22 protein-coding genes are annotated in these 26264 nt (G+C 72.3%); 13 read left to right on the top strand and 9 right to left on the bottom strand.

Annotated features, from left to right (window positions below):
* Positions 1-90 precede the first annotated feature (90 nt).
* A complete protein-coding gene (locus tag AB8A24_RS15445; protein ID WP_369476096.1) occupies positions 91-3078 on the bottom strand; it encodes a bifunctional [glutamine synthetase] adenylyltransferase/[glutamine synthetase]-adenylyl-L-tyrosine phosphorylase in 2988 nt (995 codons plus the stop codon).
* Positions 3079-3300: 222 nt separating this feature from the next.
* Between AB8A24_RS15445 and AB8A24_RS15450 the strand changes: the two genes are divergently transcribed.
* A complete protein-coding gene (locus tag AB8A24_RS15450; protein WP_369476097.1) occupies positions 3301-5970 on the top strand; it encodes a PIG-L family deacetylase in 2670 nt (889 codons plus the stop codon).
* Between the two features lie 142 nt (positions 5971-6112).
* Entirely contained in the window at positions 6113-8176 is a 2064-nt protein-coding gene (locus AB8A24_RS15455; RefSeq protein WP_369476099.1) for a PIG-L family deacetylase, read from the top strand.
* 18 nt (positions 8177-8194) lie between these two features.
* Here the strand turns inward: AB8A24_RS15455 and AB8A24_RS15460 are convergent, their stop codons facing one another.
* The 5 genes from AB8A24_RS15460 to AB8A24_RS15480 all read right to left on the bottom strand — a co-directional run bounded on the left by AB8A24_RS15460 (position 8195) and on the right by AB8A24_RS15480 (position 12417).
* Positions 8195-8551 carry a hypothetical protein gene (locus AB8A24_RS15460; RefSeq protein ID WP_369476101.1) on the bottom strand — a complete coding sequence of 119 codons (357 nt, stop codon included), beginning with the start codon at positions 8549-8551 and terminating at the stop codon, positions 8195-8197.
* Positions 8552-8555: 4 nt separating this feature from the next.
* Entirely contained in the window at positions 8556-9485 is a 930-nt protein-coding gene (locus AB8A24_RS15465; protein ID WP_328963573.1) for a MerR family transcriptional regulator, read from the bottom strand.
* 34 nt (positions 9486-9519) lie between these two features.
* Positions 9520-10221 carry a hypothetical protein gene (locus AB8A24_RS15470; protein ID WP_328963572.1) on the bottom strand — a complete coding sequence of 234 codons (702 nt, stop codon included), beginning with the start codon at positions 10219-10221 and terminating at the stop codon, positions 9520-9522.
* Between the two features lie 297 nt (positions 10222-10518).
* The gene (locus AB8A24_RS15475) at positions 10519-10959 is read right to left on the bottom strand and encodes a DUF6188 family protein (RefSeq protein ID WP_369476104.1); all 441 of its coding nucleotides are present in this window, start codon (positions 10957-10959) and stop codon (positions 10519-10521) included.
* Positions 10960-11055: 96 nt separating this feature from the next.
* Positions 11056-12417: a glutamine synthetase family protein gene (locus AB8A24_RS15480; RefSeq protein ID WP_030012459.1), complete on the bottom strand. Its 1362-nt coding sequence runs from the start codon at positions 12415-12417 to the stop codon at positions 11056-11058.
* A gap of 172 nt (positions 12418-12589) precedes the next feature.
* Here AB8A24_RS15480 and AB8A24_RS15485 point away from each other — a divergent pair, with 172 nt between their 5' ends.
* The 4 genes from AB8A24_RS15485 to AB8A24_RS15500 all read left to right on the top strand — a co-directional run bounded on the left by AB8A24_RS15485 (position 12590) and on the right by AB8A24_RS15500 (position 14985).
* On the top strand, positions 12590-12973 hold the full coding sequence (locus tag AB8A24_RS15485; RefSeq protein WP_328963570.1) for a hypothetical protein: 384 nt from the start codon (positions 12590-12592) through the stop codon (positions 12971-12973).
* 57 nt (positions 12974-13030) lie between these two features.
* Positions 13031-13732 carry a DUF3105 domain-containing protein gene (locus tag AB8A24_RS15490; RefSeq protein WP_328963569.1) on the top strand — a complete coding sequence of 234 codons (702 nt, stop codon included), beginning with the start codon at positions 13031-13033 and terminating at the stop codon, positions 13730-13732.
* A 71-nt stretch (positions 13733-13803) separates the two neighbouring features.
* Positions 13804-14439 (top strand): DUF305 domain-containing protein, encoded by a 636-nt coding sequence (locus tag AB8A24_RS15495; RefSeq protein WP_369476167.1) that lies wholly within the window; start codon positions 13804-13806, stop codon positions 14437-14439.
* Positions 14440-14565: 126 nt separating this feature from the next.
* Positions 14566-14985 (top strand): CBS domain-containing protein, encoded by a 420-nt coding sequence (locus tag AB8A24_RS15500; RefSeq protein WP_266390941.1) that lies wholly within the window; start codon positions 14566-14568, stop codon positions 14983-14985.
* Here the strand turns inward: AB8A24_RS15500 and AB8A24_RS15505 are convergent.
* Both AB8A24_RS15505 and AB8A24_RS15510 read right to left on the bottom strand, forming a co-directional pair.
* On the bottom strand, positions 14970-15809 hold the full coding sequence (locus AB8A24_RS15505; RefSeq protein WP_328966000.1) for an alpha/beta fold hydrolase: 840 nt from the start codon (positions 15807-15809) through the stop codon (positions 14970-14972). The genes AB8A24_RS15500 and AB8A24_RS15505 overlap by 16 nt on opposite strands.
* An 86-nt stretch (positions 15810-15895) precedes the next feature.
* Positions 15896-16597 (bottom strand): DUF998 domain-containing protein, encoded by a 702-nt coding sequence (locus AB8A24_RS15510; RefSeq protein WP_266390942.1) that lies wholly within the window; start codon positions 16595-16597, stop codon positions 15896-15898.
* A gap of 72 nt (positions 16598-16669) precedes the next feature.
* Between AB8A24_RS15510 and AB8A24_RS15515 the strand changes: the two genes are divergently transcribed.
* The 4 genes from AB8A24_RS15515 (at position 16670) to AB8A24_RS15530 (ending at position 22025) form a co-directional block, all read left to right on the top strand.
* The gene (locus AB8A24_RS15515) at positions 16670-17134 is read left to right on the top strand and encodes a hypothetical protein (RefSeq protein ID WP_328963568.1); all 465 of its coding nucleotides are present in this window, start codon (positions 16670-16672) and stop codon (positions 17132-17134) included.
* Positions 17135-17227: 93 nt separating this feature from the next.
* A complete protein-coding gene (locus AB8A24_RS15520) occupies positions 17228-18847 on the top strand; it encodes a multicopper oxidase family protein (protein WP_369476107.1) in 1620 nt (539 codons plus the stop codon).
* A gap of 125 nt (positions 18848-18972) precedes the next feature.
* The gene (locus AB8A24_RS15525) at positions 18973-20190 is read left to right on the top strand and encodes a hypothetical protein (protein ID WP_369476109.1); all 1218 of its coding nucleotides are present in this window, start codon (positions 18973-18975) and stop codon (positions 20188-20190) included.
* A gap of 80 nt (positions 20191-20270) precedes the next feature.
* Positions 20271-22025: an NAD+ synthase gene (locus tag AB8A24_RS15530; protein ID WP_369476111.1), complete on the top strand. Its 1755-nt coding sequence runs from the start codon at positions 20271-20273 to the stop codon at positions 22023-22025.
* Positions 22026-22084: 59 nt separating this feature from the next.
* Here AB8A24_RS15530 and AB8A24_RS15535 read toward each other — a convergent pair whose 3' ends face one another.
* Positions 22085-23113, bottom strand: a complete 1029-nt coding sequence (locus AB8A24_RS15535) for an endonuclease/exonuclease/phosphatase family protein (protein ID WP_328963564.1) — start codon at positions 23111-23113, stop codon at positions 22085-22087.
* A gap of 288 nt (positions 23114-23401) precedes the next feature.
* Here AB8A24_RS15535 and panB point away from each other — a divergent pair, with 288 nt between their 5' ends.
* The 3 genes from panB (at position 23402) to AB8A24_RS15550 (ending at position 26260) form a co-directional block, all read left to right on the top strand.
* The gene (gene panB / locus AB8A24_RS15540; RefSeq protein ID WP_328963563.1) at positions 23402-24280 is read left to right on the top strand and encodes a 3-methyl-2-oxobutanoate hydroxymethyltransferase; all 879 of its coding nucleotides are present in this window, start codon (positions 23402-23404) and stop codon (positions 24278-24280) included.
* 118 nt (positions 24281-24398) lie between these two features.
* Positions 24399-25412: an ATP-binding cassette domain-containing protein gene (locus AB8A24_RS15545; protein WP_328963562.1), complete on the top strand. Its 1014-nt coding sequence runs from the start codon at positions 24399-24401 to the stop codon at positions 25410-25412.
* A complete protein-coding gene (locus tag AB8A24_RS15550) occupies positions 25409-26260 on the top strand; it encodes an ABC transporter permease (protein ID WP_328963561.1) in 852 nt (283 codons plus the stop codon). Before AB8A24_RS15545 ends, AB8A24_RS15550 begins: the two co-directional genes overlap by 4 nt.
* Positions 26261-26264: the final 4 nt, after the last annotated feature.

A 26264-nucleotide genomic window follows, 5' to 3' on the forward strand; every position in this document is an offset into this window, starting at 1 on the left:
TCCCCCATGATCGAAGGCTGATCCTATGCAAATAGCGAAGGCATTTGCTAGGCACGGCAGGCCAGTTGGGCGGCCCGGTCCCCGGAGCCGTTACGCCCCGTAGAACAGTTCGTCCACCACCGCCCGGGCACGCCGGGTGATGCGGCGGTAGTCGTCCAGCATCTCCCCGACCGTGCCTTCGGCGTATCCGAGGTAACGGCCCACCGCCGCCAGCTCCCGGGCCTCGGTCGGGAAGGTGTCCCCGGCCCGCCCGCGCACCAGCATCACGGCGTTGCGGACCCGGGTCGCCAGGACCCAGGCCTCGTCCAGGATCTGCGCCTCCTCGGTCGGGATCAGCCCGGCCGCGTGGGCGGCCGCCAGGGCCTCGCGGGTACGGGTGGTGCGCAGGCCCGGTTCGGCCCAGGCGTGCCGCATCTGCATCAGCTGGACGGTCCACTCGACGTCGCTCAGGCCGCCGCGGCCGAGCTTGGTGTGCAGGGTCGGGTCGGCGCCGCGCGGCAGCCGCTCCGACTCCATGCGGGCCTTGAGCCGGCGGATCTCGCGTACGGCGTCCTCGCCGAGCCCCTCCATCGGGTAGCGCAGCGGATCGATCAGCTCGATGAACCGGGCGCCGATGTCGGCGTCGCCCGCCACCGGTTCGGCGCGCAGCAGGGCCTGGCTCTCCCAGGTCAGGGACCAGCGCCGGTAGTACGCGGCGTAGGAGGCGAGCGTGCGCACCAGCGGGCCGGAGCGGCCTTCGGGGCGCAGGTCGGCGTCGATGAGCAGCGGCGGGTCGGTGGTGGGCAGTTGGAGCAGCCTGCGCATCTCGGCGATGACGGTCTGGGCGGCCTTCGCGGCCTCCTGCTCGTCGACGCCCTCGCGGGGTTCGTGGACGAACAGGACGTCGGCGTCGGAGCCGTAGCCGAGTTCGTGGCCGCCGAAGCGACCGACGCCGATGACGGCGAAGCGGGTGGGCAGGGTGTCGCCGTAGTGGCTGTGGACGGCGGCGCGCAGGGCCCCGGCGACGGTGGCGGCGGTGAGGTCGGAGACGGCCCCGCCGACCCGGTCGACGAGGGCTCCGTGGTCCTCCTCGGCCGGGTTGTCCTCCGTACCGTAGGAGCCGATGATGTCGGCCGCGGTGGTCCGGAAGAGCTCGCGGCGGCGCACGCCGCGGGCGACGGCGACGGCGGCCTCGGGGTTCTCGGCGCGGCCGACGGCGGCCAGGACCTCCTGCTCCAGGGCCTCGTGCGTACGGGGCTGCAGGCCTTCGGGATCGCCGAGCAGGGCCACGGCCTCGGGGGCGCGCATCAGCAGGTCGGGGGCGAGGCGCCCGGCGGACAGGACGCGGGCCAGGTTCTCGGCGGCGGCGCCCTCGTCGCGCAGCAGGCGCAGGTACCAGGGGGTCTTGCCGAGGGCGTCGGAGACCTTGCGGAAGTTCAGCAGGCCGGCGTCCGGGTCGGCGGAGTCGGCGAACCAGCCGAGCATGACCGGGAGCAGGGTGCGCTGGATGGCGGCCTTGCGGGTGACGCCGGAGGCGAGGGCTTCGAGGTGGCGCAGGGCCGAGGCCGGGTCGGCGTAGCCGAGGGCCTCCAGGCGTTGGCCGGCGGCGCGCGGGGAGAGCCGGGTCTCGCCGGGGGTGAGCTGGGCGACGGCGTCGAGCAGCGGCCGGTAGAAGAGCTTCTCGTGCAGGCGGCGGACCACGGAGGCGTGCCGGCGCCAGGCTTTGTTGAGCTCGGCGACGGGTTCGGTGCGCAGGCCCATGGAGCGGCCGAGGCGCCGCAGGTCGTTCTCGTCCTCGGGGACGAGGTGGGTGCGGCGCAGCCGGTAGAGCTGGATGCGGTGCTCCATGGCGCGCAGGAAGCGGTACGCGTCGTGCAGTTGGGCGGCGTCGGCGCGGCCGACGTAGCCGCCGGCGGCGAGGGCGTGGAGGGCGTCGAGGGTGGTGCCGGAGTGCAGGGTGGCGTCGCTGCGACCGTGGACGAGTTGGAGGAGCTGGACGGCGAACTCGACGTCGCGCAGGCCGCCGGGGCCGAGTTTGAGCTCGCGGTCGACCTGGGCGGCGGGGATGTTGTCGACGACGCGGCGGCGCATCCTCTGGACGTCGGCGACGAAGTTCTCGCGTTCGGCGGCCTGCCAGACCAGCGGGCTTATGGCCGCGATGTACTCGGCGCCCAGGGCCTCGTCGCCGGCCACGGCGCGGGCCTTGAGGAGGGCCTGGAACTCCCAGGTCTTGGCCCACCGCTGGTAGTAGGCCAGGTGGGAGGCGAGGGTGCGGACGAGGGGGCCGTTGCGGCCCTCGGGGCGGAGGTTGGCGTCGACGGGCCAGATGGTGCCCTCGACGGTGGTCTCCGAGCAGATCCGCATGAGGTGGGAGGCGAGGCGGGTGGCGGCCTGGAGGGCCTTGGCCTCGTCGGCGCCGGGGGCCGCGTCGCCGACGAAGATGACGTCGACGTCGGAGACGTAGTTCAGCTCGTTGCCGCCGCACTTGCCCATCGCGATCACGGCGAGGCGGCACAGGGCGGCATCCTCGGGGGCGGCCGCGGAGGCGATCCGCAGGGCCGCGCGGAGGGTGGCGGTGGCCAGGTCGGCGAGCTCGGCGGCGGTCTGGGCGACGTCGATGGTGCCGCAGACGTCGCGGGCGGCGATGGAGATCAGGCAGCGGCGGTAGGCGACGCGCAGGCCGACGGGGTCGTGCGCGTCGGCGAGGCCCTGCTCGAACTCGGCGAGTCCGGGGTGCAGGTCGGCGGCCTCGTAGGTGATGAGGCCGAGCCAGTCGCGGGGGTGGCGGGCGAGGTGGTCGCCGAGGGCCTCGGAGGCGCCCAGCACACCGAGCAGCCGGTCGCGCAGCGGCTTGGCGCTGACGAGGGTGTCGAGGAGCCCGGGCAGCTCGCCGTCCGGCTGCGCTTCGGCGAGCCGGACCAGTCCGAGGAGGGCGAGGTCGGGGTCGGCGGTCGCGCCGAGGGCGTCAAGCAGCACGGGATCGGTGCGTACGGCCGCGAGCGCGTCGGCGTCGAGCAGCCGGGCGGCGGTCGAGGGGTCGGTGAAACCGCTGCGGAGCAGTCGGATGAAGGTGCTGCTCCTGCGTCCCGGGACCGTCATCCCGCCGCCTCCCGCGGTTGTCGCTGCCACTGCCCTGGCGTGCTCTTCTCCTGAGCCTAGGCCCTGGGACCTGTCGGCGGAGTCCCGCCCTGGCCGCGACGCAGATTTAGGCGTGTCCGGATCAAATGTTCGACCCGAGACGCATACGATGCCAGGATCTGTCCGATCATCGGTTTACTAAACACGTCATGGGGGTACTCCCCGCCGGCCGGGAGGAGCCTCGTGTCCGACTCCTGGCAGGGCCCCGGGGCCTGGGACCCACAGGGTGCGTCGACCGGATCCGGGTGGGGGCAGCAGGCCTGGCCGTCGGAGCAGGGACAGCAGCCGTACCGGGCGGCGCAGCAGGGTCGACAACAGCCCTACCCGGCGCAGGACGCGCAGCAACAGCCGTACCAGGGGCACCCGCAGGAGCAGCACGCTCACGCGCACCCGCCCCAGCAGCACGTGTACGCGCACCCGCCTCAGCAGGTCCACCAGGCCGATCCCCAGGCCGAGTTGGCCGAGCCCCAGGCCACGGCCGAACACGCCGAAGTCCCCGAAGCCCCCGAAGCTCCCGCCGCTCCCGCCGCTCCCGAAGCCGAGGCCGTCGCAGCCGCCGAGGTCGAGGCCGAGGCCGAGACGTCCGGCAGCCGCCGTCAGGCGCGCCGCCGGGCGCGCGGCAAGGACGGCGCCCGAAGTGGTGCCCGGGGCGGGGCCCGTCCCCGTCGTCGTCGCCGGGCCGGCCTCGTCAAGGTCGTCGCCTTCTGCGTGGTCACCGCCCTCGGCGGCCTGCTCCTCCTCCGGGGCAACGAGCTCCTCGACCGCCTCGGCCCCTCCACCGCCCCCGACAAGGCGGCCGGCACCCCCACCCCCGCCCCCGAGCCGCCCGACCCGGGCCGGGTGCTCCAGGTCATCGCGCACCCCGACGACGACCTGTACTTCATGAACCCGGACCTGCGGTACTCCATATCCGCCGGCAGCCCCGTCACCTCGGTCTACCTGACCTCCGGCGAGGCCGACGGCATCAACGCGGGCTCCGCCAAGGCGGCCACCACCAAGCCCGACAAGCCCGCCTACGCCGAGGCCCGCCAGAACGGCATACGCGCCGCCTACGCCAAGATGGCCACCGGCGACCGCGGCAGCCCCTGGACCCGCACCGTCGTCCCGACCAAGGGCGGCGGCCACGCCGAGGTCGACGTCCTCGTCGCCAAGCCCCAGGTCAACCTGGTCTGGTTGCAGCTCCGCGAGGCCGGCACCGTCTACGACAACGCCCCGAACAGCCTGCACGGCCTGTGGGACGGCAAGGTTCCCCGCCTGGACTCCATGCTCGCGTCCGGCACCCCGGTCACGCAGAAGTTCTCGTACTCCAAAGATCAGGTCGTCCAGACCCTCGTCGGCATCCTGGAGCAGTACCGGCCGACCACCGTCCGCTCCCAGGACCCGACCCCCGGCCGGTATCCCGACACCAAGCGGTACACCGACCACCAGGACCACTTCTACGGTGCCCGGTTCGTGCAGCTGGCCACCGCCGCCTACGCCAAGGACGTCACCGACCGCCCGCACTTCGCGGTGCAGAACTACGCCGGCTACATAAACGGCTCGCTGCCCAGCGCCCTGGACCCGGACGAGGCCAAGGAGAAGCTGGACATCCTGGGCACCTACGCCTGGCTCGACCGGCAGAACCACTGCAACAGCCCCGCCGGCTGCGGCGACCTCAAGATCTCCGACCAGCCGGGCGGCAACCGGTGGTCGGACTCCATCAACTACGCCCGCGGCACCAGCACCGACTGGCTGACCTCCGACGCGCAGCAGGGACTGTGGGCCTTCAAGGTGCTCGACGGCCAGGTGGCCGTCTGGCACCGGGCCGGTCCCGCCGGCCGCTGGAAGGGGCCGGACCTGCTCCCCGGCACCGGCATGGACCCGGGCGTGAGCACCGTGACCCTGGCGGACGGCCGGATAGCCGTCTTCGGCACCCGCACCTCCTTCGGCGTGAAGCCCACCGACTACAAGCGCGAGGTCGTCCACGTCGTCCAGAAGCAGCCGGGGGCCGAGGAGTTCACCGAGTGGCAGTCGCTCGGCACCCCCGAGACCGCGGACGAGAACTGGACCTCCGACATCAGCGCCCCGGCCGTATCGGTCGACGGCACCGGGCAGTTGGCGGCGTACGTCCGCGACGGCGCGGCCGGCTTGCGCGGGCGGGTGCAACAGGCGGACGGCAGCTGGGGGCCCTGGGAGAAGTACGGCGGCACCGACCTGCACGGCTCCCCGGCCACCGCCACCGACGGCGCCGGGCGGCGCATGGTCTTCGCCGCCACCTCCAAGTCGGTGGTGGGCTGGACGCAGCCGACGCCGGGCGCCCCGCTGGGCCAGGTCACGGCCACCGGGCTGCCGGACACCACGCTCCCGCTGACCGCGGACGGCCGCGAGGGCGGCGTACGGCTGTGGTTCCGCAAGCCCGGCTCGGGCAATGTCCGTACCGCCCTGATCACGGGTGAGGGCGGGCTGAAGGTGAGCCAGATGACCGACCTCGGCGGCCTCCAGGGCTTCGGCTCGGTGACGGCGAGCGGGCACGTACTGGCGGGCCGCACGGCGGGCGGGCAACTGGGCTCGGAGGCCGGGTCGGGGCGGCCGTGGGAACGGTCCCCGCTGATGTTCGTCGGCGCGCCCTCCTCCACGATGACCGGCAAGAGCCTGGTCAGCCTGGCGGTGGTGGGGCTCGACGCACGGCTGTACGTGACCTCCTCGGCCGACGTGCCGAACGCGCACCTGGCGCCGTGGCAGCCGGTGGGCCCGCGCAACGCGCCCCCGTCGCTCCCCTCGCCCGTGTCGCCGCCGCCCGCGTCGTCTCCGTCTCCGGCATCGCCCGCATCGCCCGCATCGCCCGCGTCGGGCCCGGGTTCCGCAGCACCGTAGGTGGACGGACAAAGTCCGCATCTGGTACCGGAATACCACTGGTCATCTGCGGATTCGGTGAACCAAGTCCGCCGATTTTCCCTCTCTCTGACTGTTCAACACTTCTTCCGTCAGAGCGAGACCGAACCCGAGGCGTGACCCGATGCCTGTGACCCGTCGCCGCTTCGCGGCCCTGCTCACCGTGCTGACAGCCGGCGCCACCGGTGTGCTCTCCGTGGCCGGCCAACAGACCACCGCCGAAGCCACCCAGGAGAAGAACCCGGCCGCGGTCCGGCCCGCGAGCGTCACCTCCGGTTCGGTCGTCCAGGTCGTCGCCCACCCCGACGACGACCTGTTCTTCATGAACCCGGACCTCAGCCGGTCCCTGCTGTCCGGCACCCAGGTCACCACCGCCTACCTCACCTCCGGCGAGTCCGACGGCCGCAACGAGGCCCACGGCGGCGCCGCCGACGACCCCGAACAGCCCGCCGACCGCGCCCACTACGCGGAGGCCCGGCAGAACGGCATCCGTTCCGCGTACGCGCAGATGGCCACCGGGGACCGCACGAGCGCGTGGAAGCGTACGGTGCTGGCCACCGCCGGCGGCGGCCGGGCCGAGGTCGACGTCCTCATAGCCAAGCCGCAGGTCAACCTGGTGTGGTTGATGCTGCGCGAGGCCCGCAGCACCGGCGGGGACACCCCCGAGAGCCTGCGCGGCCTGTGGAACGGTCGGATACCCGCGCTGGAGGCCCAGCTCACCTCCGGCACCCCGGTCAAGCAGTCGTTCACGTACACGAAGGACCAGCTCGTCCAGGCGATAGCCGGGGTCCTGGAGCAGTACCGGCCGACGACGATACGGATGCAGGACCCGACGCCGAACCGGTACGGCGAGAACGGGACCGGCCGGTACACCGACCACCAGGACCACATGTACGGCGCCCGCTTCGTGCAGGCCGCCACCGCCGCCTACGCCGCCCAGGTCCACAGGCGCCCGCACTTCACGGTCCAGAGTTACCTCGGCTACCACAACAGCACCCTCCCGCACGCGCTGGACCCGCAGACCGCCGAGACCAAGACCGGCTTCCTGAGGACCTACGCCTGGCAGGACCGCCAGGACTACTGCGGCAGCCCGTCGGGCTGCGGCGACCGCAAGGTCGCGGGCAACCCGACCGGGCGCAACTGGGCCCAGTCGCTGCGCTACACCCGCGCCGAGACCACCTCCTGGCTGACGGAGGGAACGCCCGGCCGACTGTGGGCCTTCGCCACGCTGGACGGCCGGACCGCGTACTGGACGCGCAACGCCGGCGGCGACTGGGCGGGCCCCATGTTCCTCCCGGGCACGGGCATCGACCCGGGCGCCACCGCCGCCCGCCTCCCCGGCGGCCGCGTCGCCGTCCTCGCCACCCGCACCACCTTCGGCTCCGCGCCCGCGGAGTACCGGCGCGAGGTCGTGTACGCCGTCCAGTCCGCGCCCGACGGCCCGTTCGGCCCGTGGCAGTCGCTCGGCACCCCGGAGAGCACCGACGACGAGGGCACCTCGGCGATCAGCGCGCCGGCGGTGGCCGTGGACGCGCGGGGCGGCCTGACCGTCTACGTCCGCGACTCGCGCCGCACCCTGCGCGCGACCACGCAGCAGTCGGACGGCGGTTTCTCCCCGTGGGAGCGGCTCGGCGGCGAGGACCTGCAGAGCGACCCGGTGACGGCGCTCGACGCGGCGGGGCGGCGGCACGTGTACGCGACCACCACCACCTCCGTCCTGGCCTGGACCCAGCGCACCCCGGACACCCCGCTGCTCGGCCCCGCCCCGACGGGCCTGCCCGCCACCACGGTCCCCCTCTCGGCGGCCCCGGACGGTGCGGGCGTGCGCCTGTTCTTCCGCCGCCCGGACTCGGGGGTCGTGCGCACCGCCCTGGTCACGGCGGGTCCCTCGGTCCGGCCCCAGGTCTCCAGCGTCACGGAGGCGGGCGGCCGCGCCGGCTACGGCGCGGTCTGCGCCGCGGGCCGCCTCATGGTGGGGCGCGCGGACAGCGGCACCGTCAGCACCACGGGCCTCGGCGGCCCGCCGGCGTGGGAGGAATCCCGCATGCTCTTCGCGGGCGCCCCGTCGGCCGTCCTGGAACCGTCCGGCACCACCACGACGGCGGTCCTGGGCCTGGACGGCGAACTCCACACGACGACGACCCCCATCACCCCCAACCGCCCCGCCTGGCACCGGGCGGTCCACTGACGACGGGCGCGAACGGTGTCAGCGAGCCATCCAGGGGACACGGCAGGTGTGCGGGGCCGTTCCCTCCGGACACAGGGTCCTGATCACCGTCGCGCGGATCGCCCGCCAGGTCCGCAGCGAACAGGCCAGGTCGACCTGCAGCTCGACCGGTTCCCGCGCACCACGGCTCTCGCCGGGATGTTCGATGTCCCACTGCTCCGCCAGGTGGTCGTACATCTCGGCGGTCGGCATCCCGCTCCCGGGCAGGGTCCGTAGGACGCTCTCACCCGTGATCCGGGCGCTCCGCGAACCCACGGCGTCCGCGACGAGCCCCTCGACCCAGGCCAGCCCCTGCTCGTCCGCGTACAGGCCGAACCTCAGTGTGCGCGTTCTCATCGCATCAGACCTTCGTGAGGACCGTGGTGAACCAGGAGTGCACGGGGGCGAGCGCCGGCGACGCGGGCCATCCGTTGACCGCGGCAAGAAGCTGCCAGTATCGCTCGGCGTGGGGATCGGCGGTCGTCCGCAGGCGGGCGAGAAGCCAGCGCCGCAGCCCGCCTTCGTCGGCACGCTCGAACGCGTGGGCATAGAGGCTGCCCAGTGAGCCGGCGAGCAACGTACCCCCGGCCGAGACCGGCAGGAGGCCGACGGACACGGCCTCGTCGATCCGTTCCCGCATCGCCCGGTCGAGCGCGTCCTGCAGGGTGCCGACGTCCTGCTGGTCAGGCTCTTCCGCCTGATGCTCCGCAGTGCGGCGGATCGCGGCCCGGAAGTCCTCGTCCTGGCAGAGCCCGGCGAGTTCCACCCAGGCCTCGACCTGTTCGGGCGTGGGATCGTCGGGGAGCTCGGGCACGACGGAGCGCATCAGAGCCGCGAACTCGGGATTGGTGTACGGGTCTTGGAATACCTCCTCGACGAAGTCGCCGATCAGTCGGCGCCGTTCGGCGCGGGAGAGCGTGGCGAGTCGGTGCATGAGGTCCATCTCCATGGTGGTGGGGCCGCGTCCGGCGACCGCGCGGAGCACGGCCCGGCGCAGGCTGAGGGTCCGGATCTGTACGTCCAGGGCGTCGGCGTGCGCCGCCGCGACCTCCGCCACGGACGCTTCCCGGTCCAGCACCTTGCGTACGGTGGCCAGATCGATCCCGAGGTCGCGCAGCGTGCGGGCCAGGTCGAGGCGGGCGAGCGCGTCCGGCCCGTAGAGCCGGTATCCGGCCGGGCTCCGCTCGGTGGGCGGGACGATGCCCTGGTCCGAGTAGAACCGGACGGTCTTCACGGTCAGACCGGTCCGCCGGGCCGACTCGCCGATCGAATGAAGCGTCGCGCTGTCCATGGCCCCCAGCCTGCTGTCTCCCCCCACGGGAGACTCAACCCAGCGCCCTGGCCGTCCCTCGGGGGTCGTCGGCCGCGACCCTGTCGATGAACCGCCGGACCTGCTCCTCGGCGGGCACGTCGCGCGACACCGGAACCTCATGCACGAAGGTGCTCCCGATCGAGTACGGCTCCTCGAGAGGGCTGAAACGCACCACGATCTGTGCGGACTCCTGACGCCGCAGCGGATGGACGGCGTTCACGCCCCAGCCCCAGCGCTCGAAGCAGTCGGATTCTGCGAGCTCCAGGGCCATCAGCCGGGTGACACTGTCCACGGGCTCCTCCCAGCTGAGATCCGCCACGGCCCGCGCCAGTTCGGCGTCGTACCGGGCCGCGTCGAAGTGGACGTCGGCGGGCACCGGGACCCGGATGTCTTCCGTGTTCTCCCAGCCCGTCCACACCACCCGGTCGGCCCGGCGCCGGATCGTGACGAAGATGCCCCCGCAGCAGTCGGTGACGCAGTCGTTGTTCGTCAGCTCGACCCTGCGCGGCTCGTCCGAGGCGGCCAACGGCCACTCCTCGACCCGACCGAACCACTTCTCGCGCGAGCAGCTCGACACCCCGCCGGGGTGGATCTCCTCCAGCACGTCCCGCCCGTCGATCAGCAGCCGCATCTCCGCCCACTGACTGAGGGCGAGGTCAGGGCGCGGCACGACGAACCCGAGACGAAGGACACTGACGGCCGGAAGGGACTCCATACCCCCATCGTCGCCGACGCCCCGAATCCCCGAGAACCGAATATCCCCGGCCTTCGTCCCGAAGCAGAGACGGCCCGGGTGAATCAGCTCGTTCGGCGGCGAGGCCGTACGCACCTCCGCTTCAATGTCCGCCATGGAACTCCGCGAGAAGTACCCGTGGGCAGCCGCCCACCACAGGGTCGGCACGGCTTCCGCACGGGGCGAGTGCACCTGGGGAGCTCCCTGCTCCCACCCCGCGGTGTGGAGCGTGCGGGTCAGCGACACCGGCGGCGACAGCTGGTGGGCCGCCTGCGAGGATCACGCCGCCGCATCCACGGTGCTTTCGCCCGACACGACGTAGCGCTCCTGGTCCTCCGTCCCGAGAGTCTCCATGGCGCTGCCCCCCTGACGGCTCGACCAGCGGAACACTCCGGGCTGCCGCAGGGACGCCTCCATTCCGGGTTCCGCGCCCCGTAGGTTCAGGTGATGGCCCGTACTGAACACCAGGCGCAGCGAGCCGGACTTGAAGACGATCGCCGACAGGACGGTGGCGCCGACGAGTCGGCCCCACTCTTCACCGCCGACCGCTACGGCCCCCGGAGCGGTTTCCGGCCCGTCCGTCAGGAGTACGGGGCCGGCGACCGTGAGCACCACCTCGTCGGCGAACGTCACCGAGAGGGCCGCCTCCGTCCGTGAGACGGCCCGCACCGGGCTGCCCCGCAGTCCGATGCGCCGGCGGTCGCCGAGGTCCTCGATCACGACCGGCCCGGGAGGGGTGAGACGGCTCCGGGCCGGCGGCTGATTGCCGTCGGCCCGGGAGGGTCGTGGTGCTGGGATATTGACTCTGACCTGCGGTTACAGGACCGGGAGGTTCTTGCGGAGTTCGAAGGCCGTGACCTCGCTGCGGTACTCCTCCCACTCCTGCTTCTTGTTGCGCAGGAAGAAGTCGAAGACGTGCTCGCCGAGGGTCTCGGCGACCAGTTCGCTGCGTTCCATCAGGGCGATGGCCTCGCCGAGGTTCTGCGGGAGGGGTTCGATGCCCATCGCGCGGCGTTCGGCGTCGGAGAGGGCCCAGACGTCGTCGTCGGCGCCCGCCGGGAGTTCGTAGCCCTCCTCGATGCCCTTGAGGCCGGCCGCGAGGAGGACGGCGTAGGTGAGGTACGGGTTGGCGCCCGAGTCGATCGAGCGGACCTCGACGCGCGACGAGCCCGTCTTGCCCGGCTTGTACATCGGGACGCGGATCAGGGCCGAGCGGTTGTTGTGGCCCCAGCAGATGTACGACGGGGCCTCGCCGCCCGCGCCGGCGCTGCGGGAGGAGCCGCCCCAGATGCGCTTGTAGGAGTTGACCCACTGATTGGTGACCGCCGCCGTCTCCGCCGCGTGGCGCAGCAGGCCCGCGATGAAGGAGCGGCCGACCTTGGAGAGCTGGTATTCGGCGCCCGACTCGTAGAAGGCGTTGCGGTCGCCCTCGAAGAGGGAGAGGTGGGTGTGCATGCCCGAGCCGGGGTACTCCGAGAACGGCTTCGGCATGAAGGTGGCCTGGACGCCCTGCTCCAGCGCCACCTGCTTCATCACCAGGCGGAACGTCATGATGTTGTCGGCCGTGGAGAGCGCGTCGGCGTAGCGGAGGTCGATCTCCTGCTGGCCGGGGGCGCCCTCGTGGTGGCTGAACTCCACCGAGATGCCCATCGATTCGAGCATGGTGATCGCCTGGCGGCGGAAGTCCATGCCCACGTTCTGCGGGGTGTGGTCGAAGTAGCCGGAGTTGTCGGCCGGGACCGGGCGGGTGCCGTCCAGCGGCTTGTCCTTCAGCAGGAAGAACTCGATCTCCGGGTGGGTGTAGAAGGTGAAGCCCAGGTCGGAGGTCTTGGCCAGGATGCGCTTGAGGACGTAGCGCGGGTCCGCGAAGGACGGCGAGCCGTCCGGCATCAGGATGTCGCAGAACATCCGGGCGGTCCCGGGGGCCTCCGCGCGCCACGGCAGTATCTGGAACGTGCTCGGGTCCGGCTTGGCGATCATGTCGGACTCGTAGACCCGGGCGAAGCCCTCGATCGCGGAGCCGTCGAACCCGATGCCCTCGTCGAAGGCCTGCTCCAGCTCCGCCGGCGCGACCGCGACGGACTTGAGGAAGCCCAGTACGTCGGTGAACCACAGGCGCACGAAGCGGATGTCGCGCTCCTCAAGCGTCCGGAGGACGAATTCCTGCTGCTTGTCCATGCCTTCATCCTCGCAGTTCAGACGGCCTGTGCACCACCGCCTCGACAGTCGGGGCACAGTCGGGCGCGCCCAGTATGGCCAGTCGTGGTTTCCGCCACATTACGCACCCGGGAAAGCTCGCGGCACCCCCGCACTGACCTGGGAGCCGTCATGAGCATTACCATCTGCGCCCATGGGGGGCCGGCAGCACACGCAGCCGGGGCGTCGCGGACGTCCCGGGCTTCGGCGTGCCGCCCTGCTGATCGTCTTCGGGGTGCTGGCCGGCGCGCTGCTGCTGTGCGCGCGCTCGGGCGAGTCGCACGCCCCGGCTCCGGGGGCGCAGGTACGGGCGGGGGCGCCGGCGCACGCCGTCTGCGTGTCTCCGTACGACCTGCCCGGCTGCTCGCCGCTCACGCGCGTCACTCCGGGTGTGCTGCCGGTGCCGCCGCCCGCCGTGACCGGCCCGATGGGTGCGCCGGCGCCCGCCGCGATTGTCTCCGGGGCGTCGCGGATCCCGCCGTACGGGGCTCCGCCGCGCGCCCCTGACCTGTATGCCCTCCAGGTGCTGCGGACCTGAGTGGTCCGGTTCGGTTTCGTGTTCATCCACCCCCCTCAGCAGAAGGAACCAGGGCACATGGCCAGCAAGTCCGGCAGGACCAACCAGTACGCCGACCCGAACTCGCCTCAGGCGCGCATAGCCGAGATGCGCCGCGCCGAACAGATCCGGGAGCGGCGCAACAAGGCCATCGCGATCACGGCCGCGTCGGCCGTCGTCGTCGGCCTCGTCGGCTTCGGCTCCTGGGTGCTGATCGACCAGAAGCAGGCCGAGCAGCGCAAGGAGGCGACCGCGGCGAAGATCCGCAAGGAGGCCGAGGAGATCCGCAAGCAGCCGGTGGAGGGCGAGCAGCTCTGGGACGTGAAGAAGCTCGGCCGCAATCACGTCGAGACCCCGGTGAAGTACGAGATGAACCCGCCGGTCGGCGGTGACCACCACCCCCGCTGGATGAACTGCAACGGTGACGTCTACAAGAACCCGGTGCCGGAGGTGAACGCCGTGCACTCGCTGGAGCACGGCGCGGTCTGGGTGACGTACAACGAGAAGGCTCCGAAGGCCGACGTGGACAAGCTCGCCGCGACCGTCGGCAAGACCCCGTACTCGCTGATGAGCCCGGTGAAGGAGCAGACCGGCGCGATCACGCTCAGTGCGTGGGGCAAGCAGCTGACCGTGGACAGCGCGGACGACCCGCGGGTCTCGAAGTTCTTCACGAAGTACGTGCAGGGCGAGCAGACCCCGGAGCCGGGCGCGGCCTGCACGAGCGGGCTGGCCGGCAAGTGAGCCGCCCGGCCGGCGCCGACCGCCCCGTCCCCCGTACGTACTGGGTCGCGGGCACGGCCGTCCTGCTGGCCCTGCTGTTCGCGGCGGCCGCCACGGTGGGCGCCGCGAACGGCGGCGGTTCCGCCGATACCGGTCCGTCGGCCGGTACGGCGGCGCCCCGCACCCCGGGGCTGCGGTCCCCGGACGCGGGCTTCGCCCGGGACATGGCGGTGCACCACCAGCAGGCGGTGGAGATGTCCTTCATCGTCCGCGACCGCACCCAGGACGAGGCGGTGCGCACCCTCGCCTACGACATCGCCAACACCCAGGCCAACCAGCGGGGCATGCTGCTCGGCTGGCTGGACCTGTGGGGGCTGCCGAAGGTGCTGGCCGACGAGCCGCCGATGTCCTGGATGGGGGCCTCTGGCGGCCACGGCGGCCACGCGGGGCACGACACCGCGAAGCCCGGTGCGCTGATGCCGGGCATGGCCACCAAGGAGGAGCTGGACCGGCTGGGCGCCGCCTCCGGCCGGGACGCGGAGGTGCTGTTCCTCCAGCTGATGACCGACCACCACAAGGGTGGCGTCGCGATGGCCGAGGGCTGTGCGCAGCAGTGCGAGACCCCGGTCGAGCGGGCGCTGGCGCAGGGCATGGTCGACGCGCAGCGCTCGGAGCTCACCCTGATGGAGGACATGCTGCGGCAGCGCGGAGCCGCGCCGCGCGGGTGACGGGACACGCCCGTACCGTGGTGAGAGGCGCCCTCTCACCCGTACGGGCGTGTGCTCCGCCGGTGGGGACGCCGCACCGGACGCGTCCGCGCCCGGTGTCGAACGGCGTGCTCAGGAGGTTCAGCGATGACCACCGCCGCAGACATCATGCACCCCGGGGCCCAGTGGATTCCCGCCACCGAGACCCTCGACCGGGCCGCCCAGCTGATGGCCCGGCTCGATGTGGGCGCCCTGCCCATCAGTGACGCCGAGGAGCGGCTGTGCGGCATCATCACCGACCGCGACATCGTCGTGAACTGTGTGGCCAAGGGCCACGACCCGGCCAAGGTCACCTGCGGTGACATGGCCCAGGGCACCCCGCGCTGGATCGACGCCGGCGCGGACGTCGGTGACGTGCTGGACGAGATGCAGAGCCACCAGATCCGCCGGCTGCCCGTGATCCGGAACAAGAAGCTGGTGGGCATGATCAGCGAGGCCGACCTCGCCCAGCACCTCACCGACGACCAGATGGCCACCTTCGTGGAGAAGGTCTACGCGCGGGTCTGACCCTGCCCGGCCGTTTCCAGGACCGTCCGCGCCACCTGGCCCGGGCGGTCCAGCATGACCAGGTGTCCGGCGGGTTCGGCGACCTCGAAGCGGGCGCCGAGCAGGTCGGCGAGGTCCGCCTGCCGGGACAGCCAGCGCAGGGCCGAGCGCCCGGCCGAGCCGTCGTGGCCGGCGAGGACGGTGGTGGGGGCGGTCAGCGGGTGCGTCCCGCGCAGGGCCCGCAGCTCGGCGGCCATGTCCAGGTAGCGGGAGTTCTCCAGGAGGGCGCCGCGCCAGACCCGGCCGGTGCGGTAGCAGCGGCGTACGAGGTCTCGTGGGGCCGGGTCGGAGCCGCCGGTGCGGGAGGCCCGTACGGTGGCGCGCCGGGCCGAGGGGCCCAGCGCGGCCGGTAGTCCGGCGGCGGTCACGGCCCGGCCGAGGGCGCGGGCGGCGCCGGTGCGCAGTGCGGCGGGCAGGAGCGTACGCGGGGATTCCTCGACGCTGCCGTCGACCAGGACCAGCGCGGCGGTGCGCTCGGGGTACAGGCGGGCGAAGGCCTCGGCGTGGAACCCGGCGAGGGAGTGCCCGACCACGGTGACGGGGCCGGCGGCGCGGGCGCCGAGCCCCAGCGCGTCCAGCAGCCCGGCGATCCGGTGGGCCTCCCCGGCGGTGGTGGGCGGCTCGGTGGCGGGGCCGCTGAGACCGTGTCCGGGGCGGTCGAAGCGGACGACGGTGCGGCCCGCGGCGACGAGCGGTGCGACGACCGGGTCCCAGTCGAACCAGGCCATGGCGAGCCCGGCGCTGAGGACGCACACGGGGCCGCGGCCTTCGACGACGACGTGCAGCGGAACCCCGCCGGCCCCGTCACCCCCGTCGCCGGCATCGACGGCATCGACGGGGACTCGTACGCGGACGAACCGGCCGGTGACACTCACGTACGGCCTTCCTTGTGGACGGAATAGGCGAGCAGGCCCAGCCAGAGCGCGACGAGGAGAACCTGGAGCCGCTGGCCGGCGCCGAGGGCCCAGGTCCCGCGCCCGGCGGTGAACAGGGCTATCGCGGACAGCGTCCAGACGGTGGCGAGCAGTTCGAGGGCGACGAGGGCGGGGCCGTAGCGGGCGAGCGGGGCGAACCAGCCGTAGCGGCGGGCGGCGACCGTGAGGGCCACCAGGCCGACGAGTGCCCCGGTCATGGCGAGGCTGCTGCTGACGGCGTGGGCCTGGTGGGTGGCGGGGACCAGTCCGGCGGTCTCCCGGGCGGCGCATTCGGGGTCCACGGTGGGGGTACAGCTCAGCGGCAGCCAGGCGTCGGCGGCGGTGGCCGCGCCGAAGAGGGCGACCCCGGCCCAGCCGATGACCGCCCAGGAGCGGCGGGACTCCGCGTACTTCAGCAACCGGACCAGGGCCAGGAGCCCCCCGCAGAAGGCGAGCAGCCCGGCGGTGAAGTCGGTGGCCCGGAAGAGGCCGCCGAGCGGCTGGTCCTGGGCGGCGAGCTCGCTGACGTACGTCTCGATGGGGTTGAGTCCCGTGGAGAGGACGACTTCGAGCACCCACGCGGTGTAGGCCGCCGCGGCGAGACCGATCAGGGTGGCGACCGGCCAGGCGGTCCGCGGCGAGAGTCCATGTGTGGACATAGTGTGACTAATCCTAAGCAGACTCGGGGTCGGTCCTCCGATCGGATACCCACCCCCGGTAGGGTTCCGGTCATGACGCGCAGTGCTCGGCGAGCCGCCCCGGGAGCCCGGTTGCTGCTGCTCGCCGCGCTGTTGCTGGGCATCGTCACCATGCACACCCTGGGCCATCCGACTGAGTCCCACGCCATGCAAGACGTGTCCCCGGCCCACTCCGTTGCCTCGGCGCAGCGGCCGGCCCCGGCCGTGCACGGTGGCACGCGCCACACCGCCGCCGCGACCACCGCCACCACCGGCGTGCCCTCCCCCGCGGTCCCCGCGTGGGGGTACGAGATGCCCGCGACCGAGATGGACCCCATGTCGGTCTGCCTCGCCGTGCTCGCGGGGCTCGTCGTGCTGCTCATCGGCACCGACCGGACCGGATCCCGACGCGCCGCGCCGCTCGGGGGCGCGGCTCGCATACCGGGCCGGTCCGGCGGAGGTCCGGACCCGCCCTCGCCCCGCGAGCTCCTCACTCGGCTGGCGGTCCTGCGGGTATAGGCCGGTGCCGCCGCCCCCGCATGCCCGCGCATGCCCGGGGCGGCGCCCCTCCGTGCCCATATACCCGTAACACCACACCCATGAGGTGCTCCCATGCGCTCTCTTCCCACCCGTCGCACCGTGCTCGGAGCGTCCGCAGCCGTCCTCGGCTCCGGGCTGCTCACCGCCTGTTCCGGATCGGCCGGGCCCTCCGGGGCCTCCGGCGGATCCGGGGCCGCCGGCCACGGCTCGATGAACCACGGCGGCTCCGCCGCCGACGTGCCCGAGGGGTACGTCGACCCGGCCGGGCCCGAGGTGCGGGCCGCCGAGGCCGCCCGCAAGGCCACCGGCCCCCTCACCGAGGTCAAGGTGACCGCCACCGCCACCCCGCTCGACCTCGGCGCCGGCATCACCGTCCGCTCCTGGGCGTACGGGGACAAGTTGCCGGGCCAGGAGGTCCGGGCCACCGCGGGCGGCACGCTCGCCCTCACCCTGGCCAACAACCTTCCCGAGGCCACCTCCATGCACTGGCACGGCCTCACCCTGCGCAACGACATGGACGGGGTCCCGGGACTGACCCAGCGGGACATCGCCCCGGGCGGTTCCTTCCCGTACAAGTTCGCCGTCCCGACCCCGGGCACCTACTGGTTCCACCCGCACACCGGGGTGCAGCAGGACCGCGGCCTGTACGGCGCGCTCGTCATCGAGGACCCGAAGGAGCCCCTCTCCTACGACAAGGAGTGGGTGGTGGTCCTGGACGACTGGATCGACGGGGTGGACGGCGCCACCCCCGACGCCGTCCTCGCCGAGCTCCGCAAGGGCATGAACGGAAACGGCGGGGCCCACGCGGCCCACGGTCGGAGCGCCTCCCCCTCCCCGTCCTCCAGCGGCACGAAGAAGCGCTCGTACGTCGCCATGGGCGGCCACAGCGACTACCTCGGCGGGGACGCGGGCGACGTCGTCTACCCGCACTACCTGATCAACGGGCGGGTGGCGGACGACCCTTCGGTCCTCACCGCGAAGCCCGGCGACCGGATCCGGCTGCGCATCATCAACGCCGGTGGGGACACCGCCTTCCGTATCGCCCTCGGTGACCACGAACTGACGGTCACCCACACCGACGGCTACCCGGTGGAGCAGACGAGGACGGGCTCGCTGCTGCTGGGCATGGGCGAGCGGTACGACGTCCTGGTCACCGCCAAGGACGGGGTGTTCCCGCTCACCGCGCTGGCCGAGGGCAAGGAGGGCTCGGCGCTCGCGGTGTTGCGTACCGGGTCGGGGACGGCGCCCACGGCCGCGACCCGGCCGGCCGAACTGGACGCGCCACCGCTGATGGCGGACGCGCTGAAGGCCGCCGGACCGGTCGCCCTGGCCCCGCGCGACCCGGACCGTACGGTGCAGATCCGGCTCACCGGCAACATGACCTCGTACGACTGGGCCTTCGACGGCAAGCCGTACACCCCCGACCAGCGGCATCCGGTGAAGGCGGGCGAACGGGTCCGGCTGGTGTTCGCCAACGCCACGCCCATGTGGCACCCGCTGCACCTGCACGGGCACACCTTCGCACTGGGCGAGCAGGGGGGCGGGGCGCGCAAGGACACCGCGATCCTCCTGCCGGGCCGCAGGCTGACGGTGGACTTCGACGCGGACAACCCCGGGTTGTGGATGACGCACTGCCACAACGTCTACCACTCGGAGTCCGGGATGATGACGGTGCTCGGCTACCAGCTGTAGGGCACGGCCGCCCGCCCGACCCTGACACGGGGCCGGGCGGGCGGGAATCGGGGTGGGCCCCGGGCGCGGGCATGGCACTCTTGCGGAGATCACGGCCGCCGCGACAAGAGGACGACCCCGCCGGTATGAGCACCCCGCCGAACCCGCCCAGCAATCCCGTCGGTCCGCCGACCGAGCCGGCGGGCACCCCGACACCCGAAACGCCGGAGATATCCGGGGCCCCCGGGACGGACTCCGTACCGGCGCCCGCACAGCCGCTCTCGCTGGAGAAGACCCCGGCCGCCCCGGCGACCCCCGAGGCCCCCGAGGCCCCCGAGATGCCGGCAGCACCCCAGGCGCCCACGACCCCCGCGGCGGTCCCGGCTCCCGAGGCCCCCGCGGCGCCCGCCCCGGAGCCGGCTCCCGCCCCGTCGGCCTTCGCTCCGCCGCCGTCGGCCTTCGCCCCTCCCACGCCGCCCGCGACCGCGGGCTTCGGTGGGGGCTTCAGCGCACCCGACTTCCCCGGCGCTCCCGCCGCACCCGGCAACCAGTGGGGCGCGCCCACCCCCGGCTACCCCGGAGCCCCGTACCCCGGGTACCCGCAGGCCGCCCCGACCAGCAACGGCCTGGCCGTCGCCTCCCTCGTCACCGGCGGCCTCGGCATCATCCTCGGCATCATCCCGTTCTTCTTCTGGGCCGGCACCCTGATCGCCGCCGTCGGCCTGGGCCTCGGCATCGGGGGTGTCGTCCGCGCCAACAAGGGCGCCCCGAACAAGTCGATGGCCGTCGTCGGCACCGTTCTCTCCGTGCTCGGCCTGTTCGCCTCGGTCGGCGGCCTCTTCCTCACCGTCCTGGTCGTCGACACGGCCGACAGCCGCGTCGACCGGCAGGTCGAGGAGGACCGGAGGGCGAACGGTCGCCGCCCCGGCGGTGACCCGTCCAGGTCCGCGGCGCCCACCCAGGTCCCCGGCCTGACCAGCGCGCTGCCGTTCGGCGAGAGCTTCACCTATCCGAACGGCATCACGGTGAGCCTCTCGGTTCCGACGAAGTACGAGCCGAAGGACGCGTACTCCCGCAAGCAGGTCAAGAACGCGGTCCAGCTCACCGTCACCATCACCAACAACTCGAACACGCCCTACGAGGTGGGCTACGCCCGCCCCAACGTCCGCGACAACCAGGGCATGACCGCCGACGAGGTCTACGACGGCAGCGTGCCGAAGGCGATCAGGGGCTCCATCATGCCGGGCGAAACCGCCAGCGGGGTGGAGGCCTTCGAGCTCCCCGAGGGCACCGAGAGCATCACCGCGGACATCCGCCCCGGACTCCTGGGCGACGACGTGAAGTACGCGGGCCCGATCGGCTGACGGAACGTCACCACGCGGGAAACAGCGGGAAACAGGCGGGGCCCAGGACATCGCGTCAGAAAGACGATTACACTGGGCCCGTGCCTCAACTTCGACTCGCTCTGAATCAGATCGACTCGCACGTCGGCGACATCGCCGCCAACGCCGACTCGGTCGTCCACTGGACCCGGCACTCCGCCGAGCAGGGCGCCCACCTGGTGGCCTTCCCGGAGATGATGCTGACCGGGTACCCCGTCGAGGACCTCGCCCTGCGCGGCTCCTTCGTGGAGGCCTCCCGTACCGCGCTGCGCGAGCTCGCGGAGCGGCTGGCGGCCGAGGGCCTCGGCGAGCTGCCGGTCGTCGTCGGCTACCTCGACCGCACCGAGCGGGCCGTACCCCGCCTGGGCCGCCCGGCCGGGTCCCCGGAGAACGCGGCCGCCGTGCTGCACCGCGGGCAGGTCGTCCTGCGCTTCGCCAAGCACCACCTCCCCAACTACGGCGTGTTCGACGAGTTCCGGTACTTCGTGCCGGGCGACACGCAGCCGGTGATCCGGGTGGGCGGGGTCGACGTGGCCCTGGCCATCTGCGAGGACCTGTGGCAGGAGGGCGGCCGGGTCCCGGCCACCCGCTCCGCCGGGGCCGGGCTGCTGATCTCCGTGAACGCGTCCCCGTACGAGCGCAACAAGGACGACCTGCGCCTCGAACTGGTCCAGAAGCGGGCCCAGGAGGCCGGCTGCACCCTCGCCTACCTGGCGATGATCGGCGGCCAGGACGAGCTGGTCTTCGACGGCGACTCGATCGTCGTCGACGCCGACGGGCAGGTCATCGCCCGCGCCCCGCAGTTCTCCGAGGGCTGCGTCCTGGTCGACCTCGACCTGCCGGCCGCCCGCGCCGACGCACCCGAGGGCGTGGTGGACGACGGACTGCGCATCGAGCGCGTGATCCTCTCCGAGGAGCCCGTGGAGCCGTACGAGCCGGTGGTCACCGGCGGGTACGCCGATCGGCTCGACGACGACGAGGAAATCTACGACGCGCTGGTCGTGGGACTGCGCGCCTACGTCAAGAAGAACGGGTTCCGCTCCGTCCTGATCGGGCTCTCCGGCGGCATCGACTCCGCGCTCGTCGCCGCCATCGCCTGCGACGCGATCGGCGCACAGAACGTGTACGGCGTCTCGATGCCCTCGAAGTACTCCTCGGACCACTCCCGCAGCGACGCGGCCGACCTGGCCGAGCGCACCGGGCTGAACTTCCGGACCGTCCCCATCGAGCCGATGTTCGACGCCTACATGGGCTCGCTGGGCCTGACCGGCCTGGCCGAGGAGAACCTCCAGTCCCGACTGCGCGGCACCCTGCTGATGGCCCTGTCCAACCAGGAGGGCCACATCGTGCTGGCCCCGGGCAACAAGTCGGAGCTGGCCGTCGGCTACTCCACCCTGTACGGCGACTCGGTGGGCGCGTACGGCCCGATCAAGGACGTCTACAAGTCGGACGTCTTCCGACTCTCGGAGTACCGCAACCGGGCCGCCGCCGAGCGCGGCGAGACCCCGCCGATCCCGGAGAACTCGATCGTGAAGCCACCGAGCGCCGAGCTGCGCCCGGGCCAGGTGGACACCGACTCGCTGCCGGACTACCCGGTGCTCGACGCGGTCCTGGCCATGTACGTGGACCGCGACCAGGGCCTGGACGCGATCGTGGCGGCCGGCTTCGACGCGGAGCTGGTGGCCAGGACCCTGCGGATGGTGGACACGGCGGAATACAAGCGCCGCCAGTACCCGCCGGGCACGAAGATCTCCGCGAAGGGCTTCGGCAAGGACCGCCGGCTGCCGATCACGAACGGCTGGCGCGAGCAGGCGTAGCGGTTACGGGACCACGCGGGACCACCCGATGCGGGTAGGCCCCGGTGGTCCCGTATCCGTCAGGGCTTCAGCGTGACCCGGGCGGCGACGGGAAGGTGGTCGCTGCCGGTGCGGGGCAGGGTCCAGGAGGCCTCCGGCTTGATCCCGCGGACCATGATCTGGTCGATCCGGGCCATCGGGAACTGCGCCGGCCAGCTGAAGCCGAAGCCGTCGCCCGCCGCGCCCTGGGTCGAGCGCATCTGCGAGGTGACCTCGGACAGGGCGCGGTCGTTCATGGTTCCGTTGAGGTCGCCGAGCAGGATGACCTTCTTCAGCGGTTCGGCGGCGAGCGCGGCGCCCAGCGCGTCGGCGCTGTCGTCGCGCTGGTTGGCGGTGAAACCGGCGTTCAGCTTGACCCGGACGGAGGGCAGGTGGGCGACGAACGCGGCGACCGGCCCCTGGGGGGTGGTGACCGTGGCGCGCATGGCCCGGGTCCAGCCCATCCGGATGTCGACGGGCGCGCTCGCGGTGAGCGGGTACTTGCTCCACAGGCCGACGGTGCCCTCGACGGAGTGGTACTTGTACGTGGCCGCGAGGGCCTTCTCGTAGACGGGGACGGCGCTGCCCTTGAGCTCGGTCAGGGCCAGTACGTCGGCCCCGGACCGGGCCACCGACTCGGCGGTGCCGTGCGGGTCGGGGTTGTCGGCGTCGACGTTGTGGGTGGCCACGACCAGGTTGCCGCCGGAGCCGGACTTGTCGGTGACCAGGCCGCCGAAGATGTTCGCCCAGACCGCGGCCGTCAGCAGTATCGCGAGGAGCGCGGTCGCGGACTTCCGGTGGACGGCCCCGACGACCAGGAGCGGGACGGCCAGGCCCAGCCAGGGCAGGAAGGTCTCGGTGAGGCTTCCGAGGTTGCCCACGTCGTTGGGCAGGTCCGCGTGGAAGATCATGATGAGCGAGAGCAGCGCGGCGATCCCGGCGAGGACCCAGCCGCGCCGCCAGATCCCCGGATCCTTGCGCAGTGCGGTCAGCCGGCGCCGGAGGCGGGTTCCGGAGGGCTCGGGCTCCGAGCCACCGTTCCCCGACTCCGTCATGTACGCCTGTGCCATACCACTGCCCTCACTGCCGTGCTCGCGCTCCGTCCCCGCCCCTTGACCCTAGGCGATGAAGCGGAGCCTTCCGTGCCGTACGTCACGACCGTCGGTCACGGTCGTGTGTCCGGGAGGACGAACGGCCGTACGCAGGGGGTTCCGCTTGTCACGAAACGCGCACATTGGATCCCGTGGTCAGGCTCGCACCACGGACCACTTCCGCCTTTGCCCGCGCGGATGCCACCATGGGGGGTGAGTCCGGGGACGTCGTAAGGGCGCCTCGAGATGACACAAGGAGCAGTTGCAATGACGCATGCCGTTTCGCCTGCCCGCGAACCCGCAGCAGCATCTCCGTCGGACGCACCCACCCTGTACGGAGGCACGCGCACCCGGCGCATCACCGTCCGCGACCTGACCCTCGCCAAGGAACGCGGCGAGAAGTGGCCCATGCTCACGGCCTACGACGCGATGACCGCGTCCGTCTTCGACGAGGCCGGTATCCCGGTCATCCTCGTCGGCGACTCCATGGGCAATTGCCACCTCGGCTACGACTCCACCGTCCCGGTGACGATGGACCAGATGACCATGCTGTCGGCGGCCGTCGTACGCGGCACGAGCCGTGCGCTGGTCATCGGCGACATGCCGTTCGGCTCGTACCAGGAAGGCGCCGTGCAGGCCCTGCGCAGCGCCACCCGTCTCGTCAAGGAGGCCGGGGTCGGAGCGGTGAAGCTGGAGGGCGGCGAGCGCTCGCTGTCCCAGACCGAGCTGATCGTGCAGTCCGGCATCCCCGTCATGTCCCATCTGGGCCTGACCCCGCAGTCCGTCAACGCCATGGGCTACCGGGTGCAGGGCCGCGGTGACGAGGCCGCGCACCAGTTGCTGCGCGACGCGAAGGCGGCGCAGGACGCCGGCGCGTTCGCGGTGGTGCTGGAGCTCGTCCCGGCCGAGCTGGCCGCCGAGGTCACCCGGTCCCTGCACATCCCGACGGTCGGCATCGGCGCGGGCGCGGAGTGCGACGCGCAGGTGCTGGTGTGGACCGACATGATGGGCCTGACCGGCGGGAAGATGCCGAAGTTCGTCAAGCAGTACGCGCAGCTGCGCGAGACCATGACCGGCGCGGCGAGGGCCTTCGCCGAGGACGTGGTCGGCGGAACGTTCCCGCAGGCGGAGCACGCCTTCCACTGATGCCGTGAGCGACGGCCGACAGCCCGCCGACCCCGTGTCGGCGGGCTGTCGTATGTCTGTCGTACGTTTGTCGGTCGGCTGTCGGTGCTTTGTCAGTGGCGGCTGGTCCCATGAGGGCATGACGCGAAACGACAACAAGCCCAACGCCGTGGAGGTACGGGGGCTGGTCAAGCACTACGGCGAGACCAAGGCCCTCGACGGTGTCGACCTGGACGTACGGGAGGGCACCGTCCTCGGGGTCCTCGGCCCCAACGGCGCCGGCAAGACGACGCTGGTCCGCTGCCTCTCCACCCTGATCATCCCGGACTCCGGGACGGCGACCGTCGCCGGCTTCGACGTGGTCCGCCAGCCGCGGCAGCTGCGCCGCACGATCGGCCTCACCGGCCAGTACGCCTCGGTCGACGAGAAGCTCTCCGGCTGGGAGAACCTCTACATGATCGGGCGGCTGCTCGACCTCTCCCGCAAGGACGCCCGCCGCCGCGCGGACGAGATGTTGGAGCGGTTCTCCCTGACCGAGGCGGCCAGGAAGGCCGTCATGAACTACTCCGGCGGTATGCGCCGCCGGCTCGACCTCGCCGCCTCCCTGATCGGCAACCCGGCCGTGCTCTACCTGGACGAGCCGACCACCGGTCTCGACCCCCGCACCCGCAACGAGGTGTGGGACGAGGTTCAGCGCCTGGTCGCCGAGGGCGCCACCGTGCTGCTCACCACCCAGTACATGGAGGAGGCCGAGCAGCTCGCGAGCGAGCTGACGGTCATCGACCGCGGCAAGGTCATCGCCAACGGCAAGGTCGACGAGCTGAAGGCGCGCGTCGGCGGCCGCACCCTGAAGATCCGCCCCGTGGCCGCCGCGGACCTGCCGGGGATGGCCCGCTCGCTGGCCGAGGCCGGACTGGACGGCGTGGCCGGCAGCCAGGCCGTACCGGACGAGGGCGTGCTGCTGGTCCCGATCCTCAGCGACGAGCAGTTGACGGCCGTCGTCGGTCTGCTGGCCGCCCGCGGGTACGCGATCGCCGACCTCGGCACCTACCTGCCCAGCCTCGACGAGGTGTTCCTGTCCATCACCGGCCAGAAGCCGGCCTCCGTCGAGGACTCCGTTCCCACCGAGAAGACCGAGGAGGTCGCGGCATGAGCACCGTAACCACGACGAAGCCCGCTCCCACCGCGGCCGGTCCGGCCCCGGTGGCCGCCACGCACGGCGAGGGCCGGATCGGCCTGCGGGGCAACCTGCGGCACATCGGCGCCCTGGTGCGCCGCAACGCCCTTCAGATCAAGCAGGATCCCGAGTCGATGTTCGACGTCGTGTTCATGCCGATCATCTTCACGCTGCTGTTCGTGTTCGTCTTCGGCGGCGCGATCTCCGGCAAGGGGAACCAGGGGGACTACGTCAACTACGTGGTCCCGGGCCTCATGGCCATGATGGGCATGAACATCGCCATGGGTGTCGGCACCGGGGTCAACGACGACTTCAAGAAGGGCGTCATGGACCGGTTCCGGTCCATGCCCATCGCCCGGTCGTCGGTGCTCATCGCCAAGATCGTCGTCGAGCTCGGCCGGATGATGGTCGCCATCGCCATCCTGCTCGCCGTGGGCTTCCTGCTCGGCCTGTCGATCAAGGGTCCGGTGCTGGGCCTGTTCCTCGCCATCGGGCTGTCGGCCGTCTTCGGCGCCTCGCTGATGTGGATCTTCGTCCTGCTCGGACTCACCCTGAAGACCCCGCAGGCCGTCCAGGGCATGGCGATGATGGTCCTGATGCCGTTGCAGTTCGGCAGTTCGATCTTCGCCCCGCCCACCACGATGCCGGGCTGGCTGCAGTCCTTCACGGACTACAACCCGCTGTCGAACCTGGCGGACGCGGCCCGATCCCTGATCAACGGCGTTCCGGTCGGCGACTCCGTGTGGATGACCCTGGTCTGGTCGCTGGCCATCACCGCGGTCACCATGCCGCTCGCGGTACGGAAGTTCCGCCAGAAGACCTGATCCG

Source organism: Streptomyces sp. BF23-19 (assembly GCF_041106355.1).
Classification (GTDB): Bacteria; Actinomycetota; Actinomycetes; order Streptomycetales; family Streptomycetaceae; genus Streptomyces; species Streptomyces virginiae_A.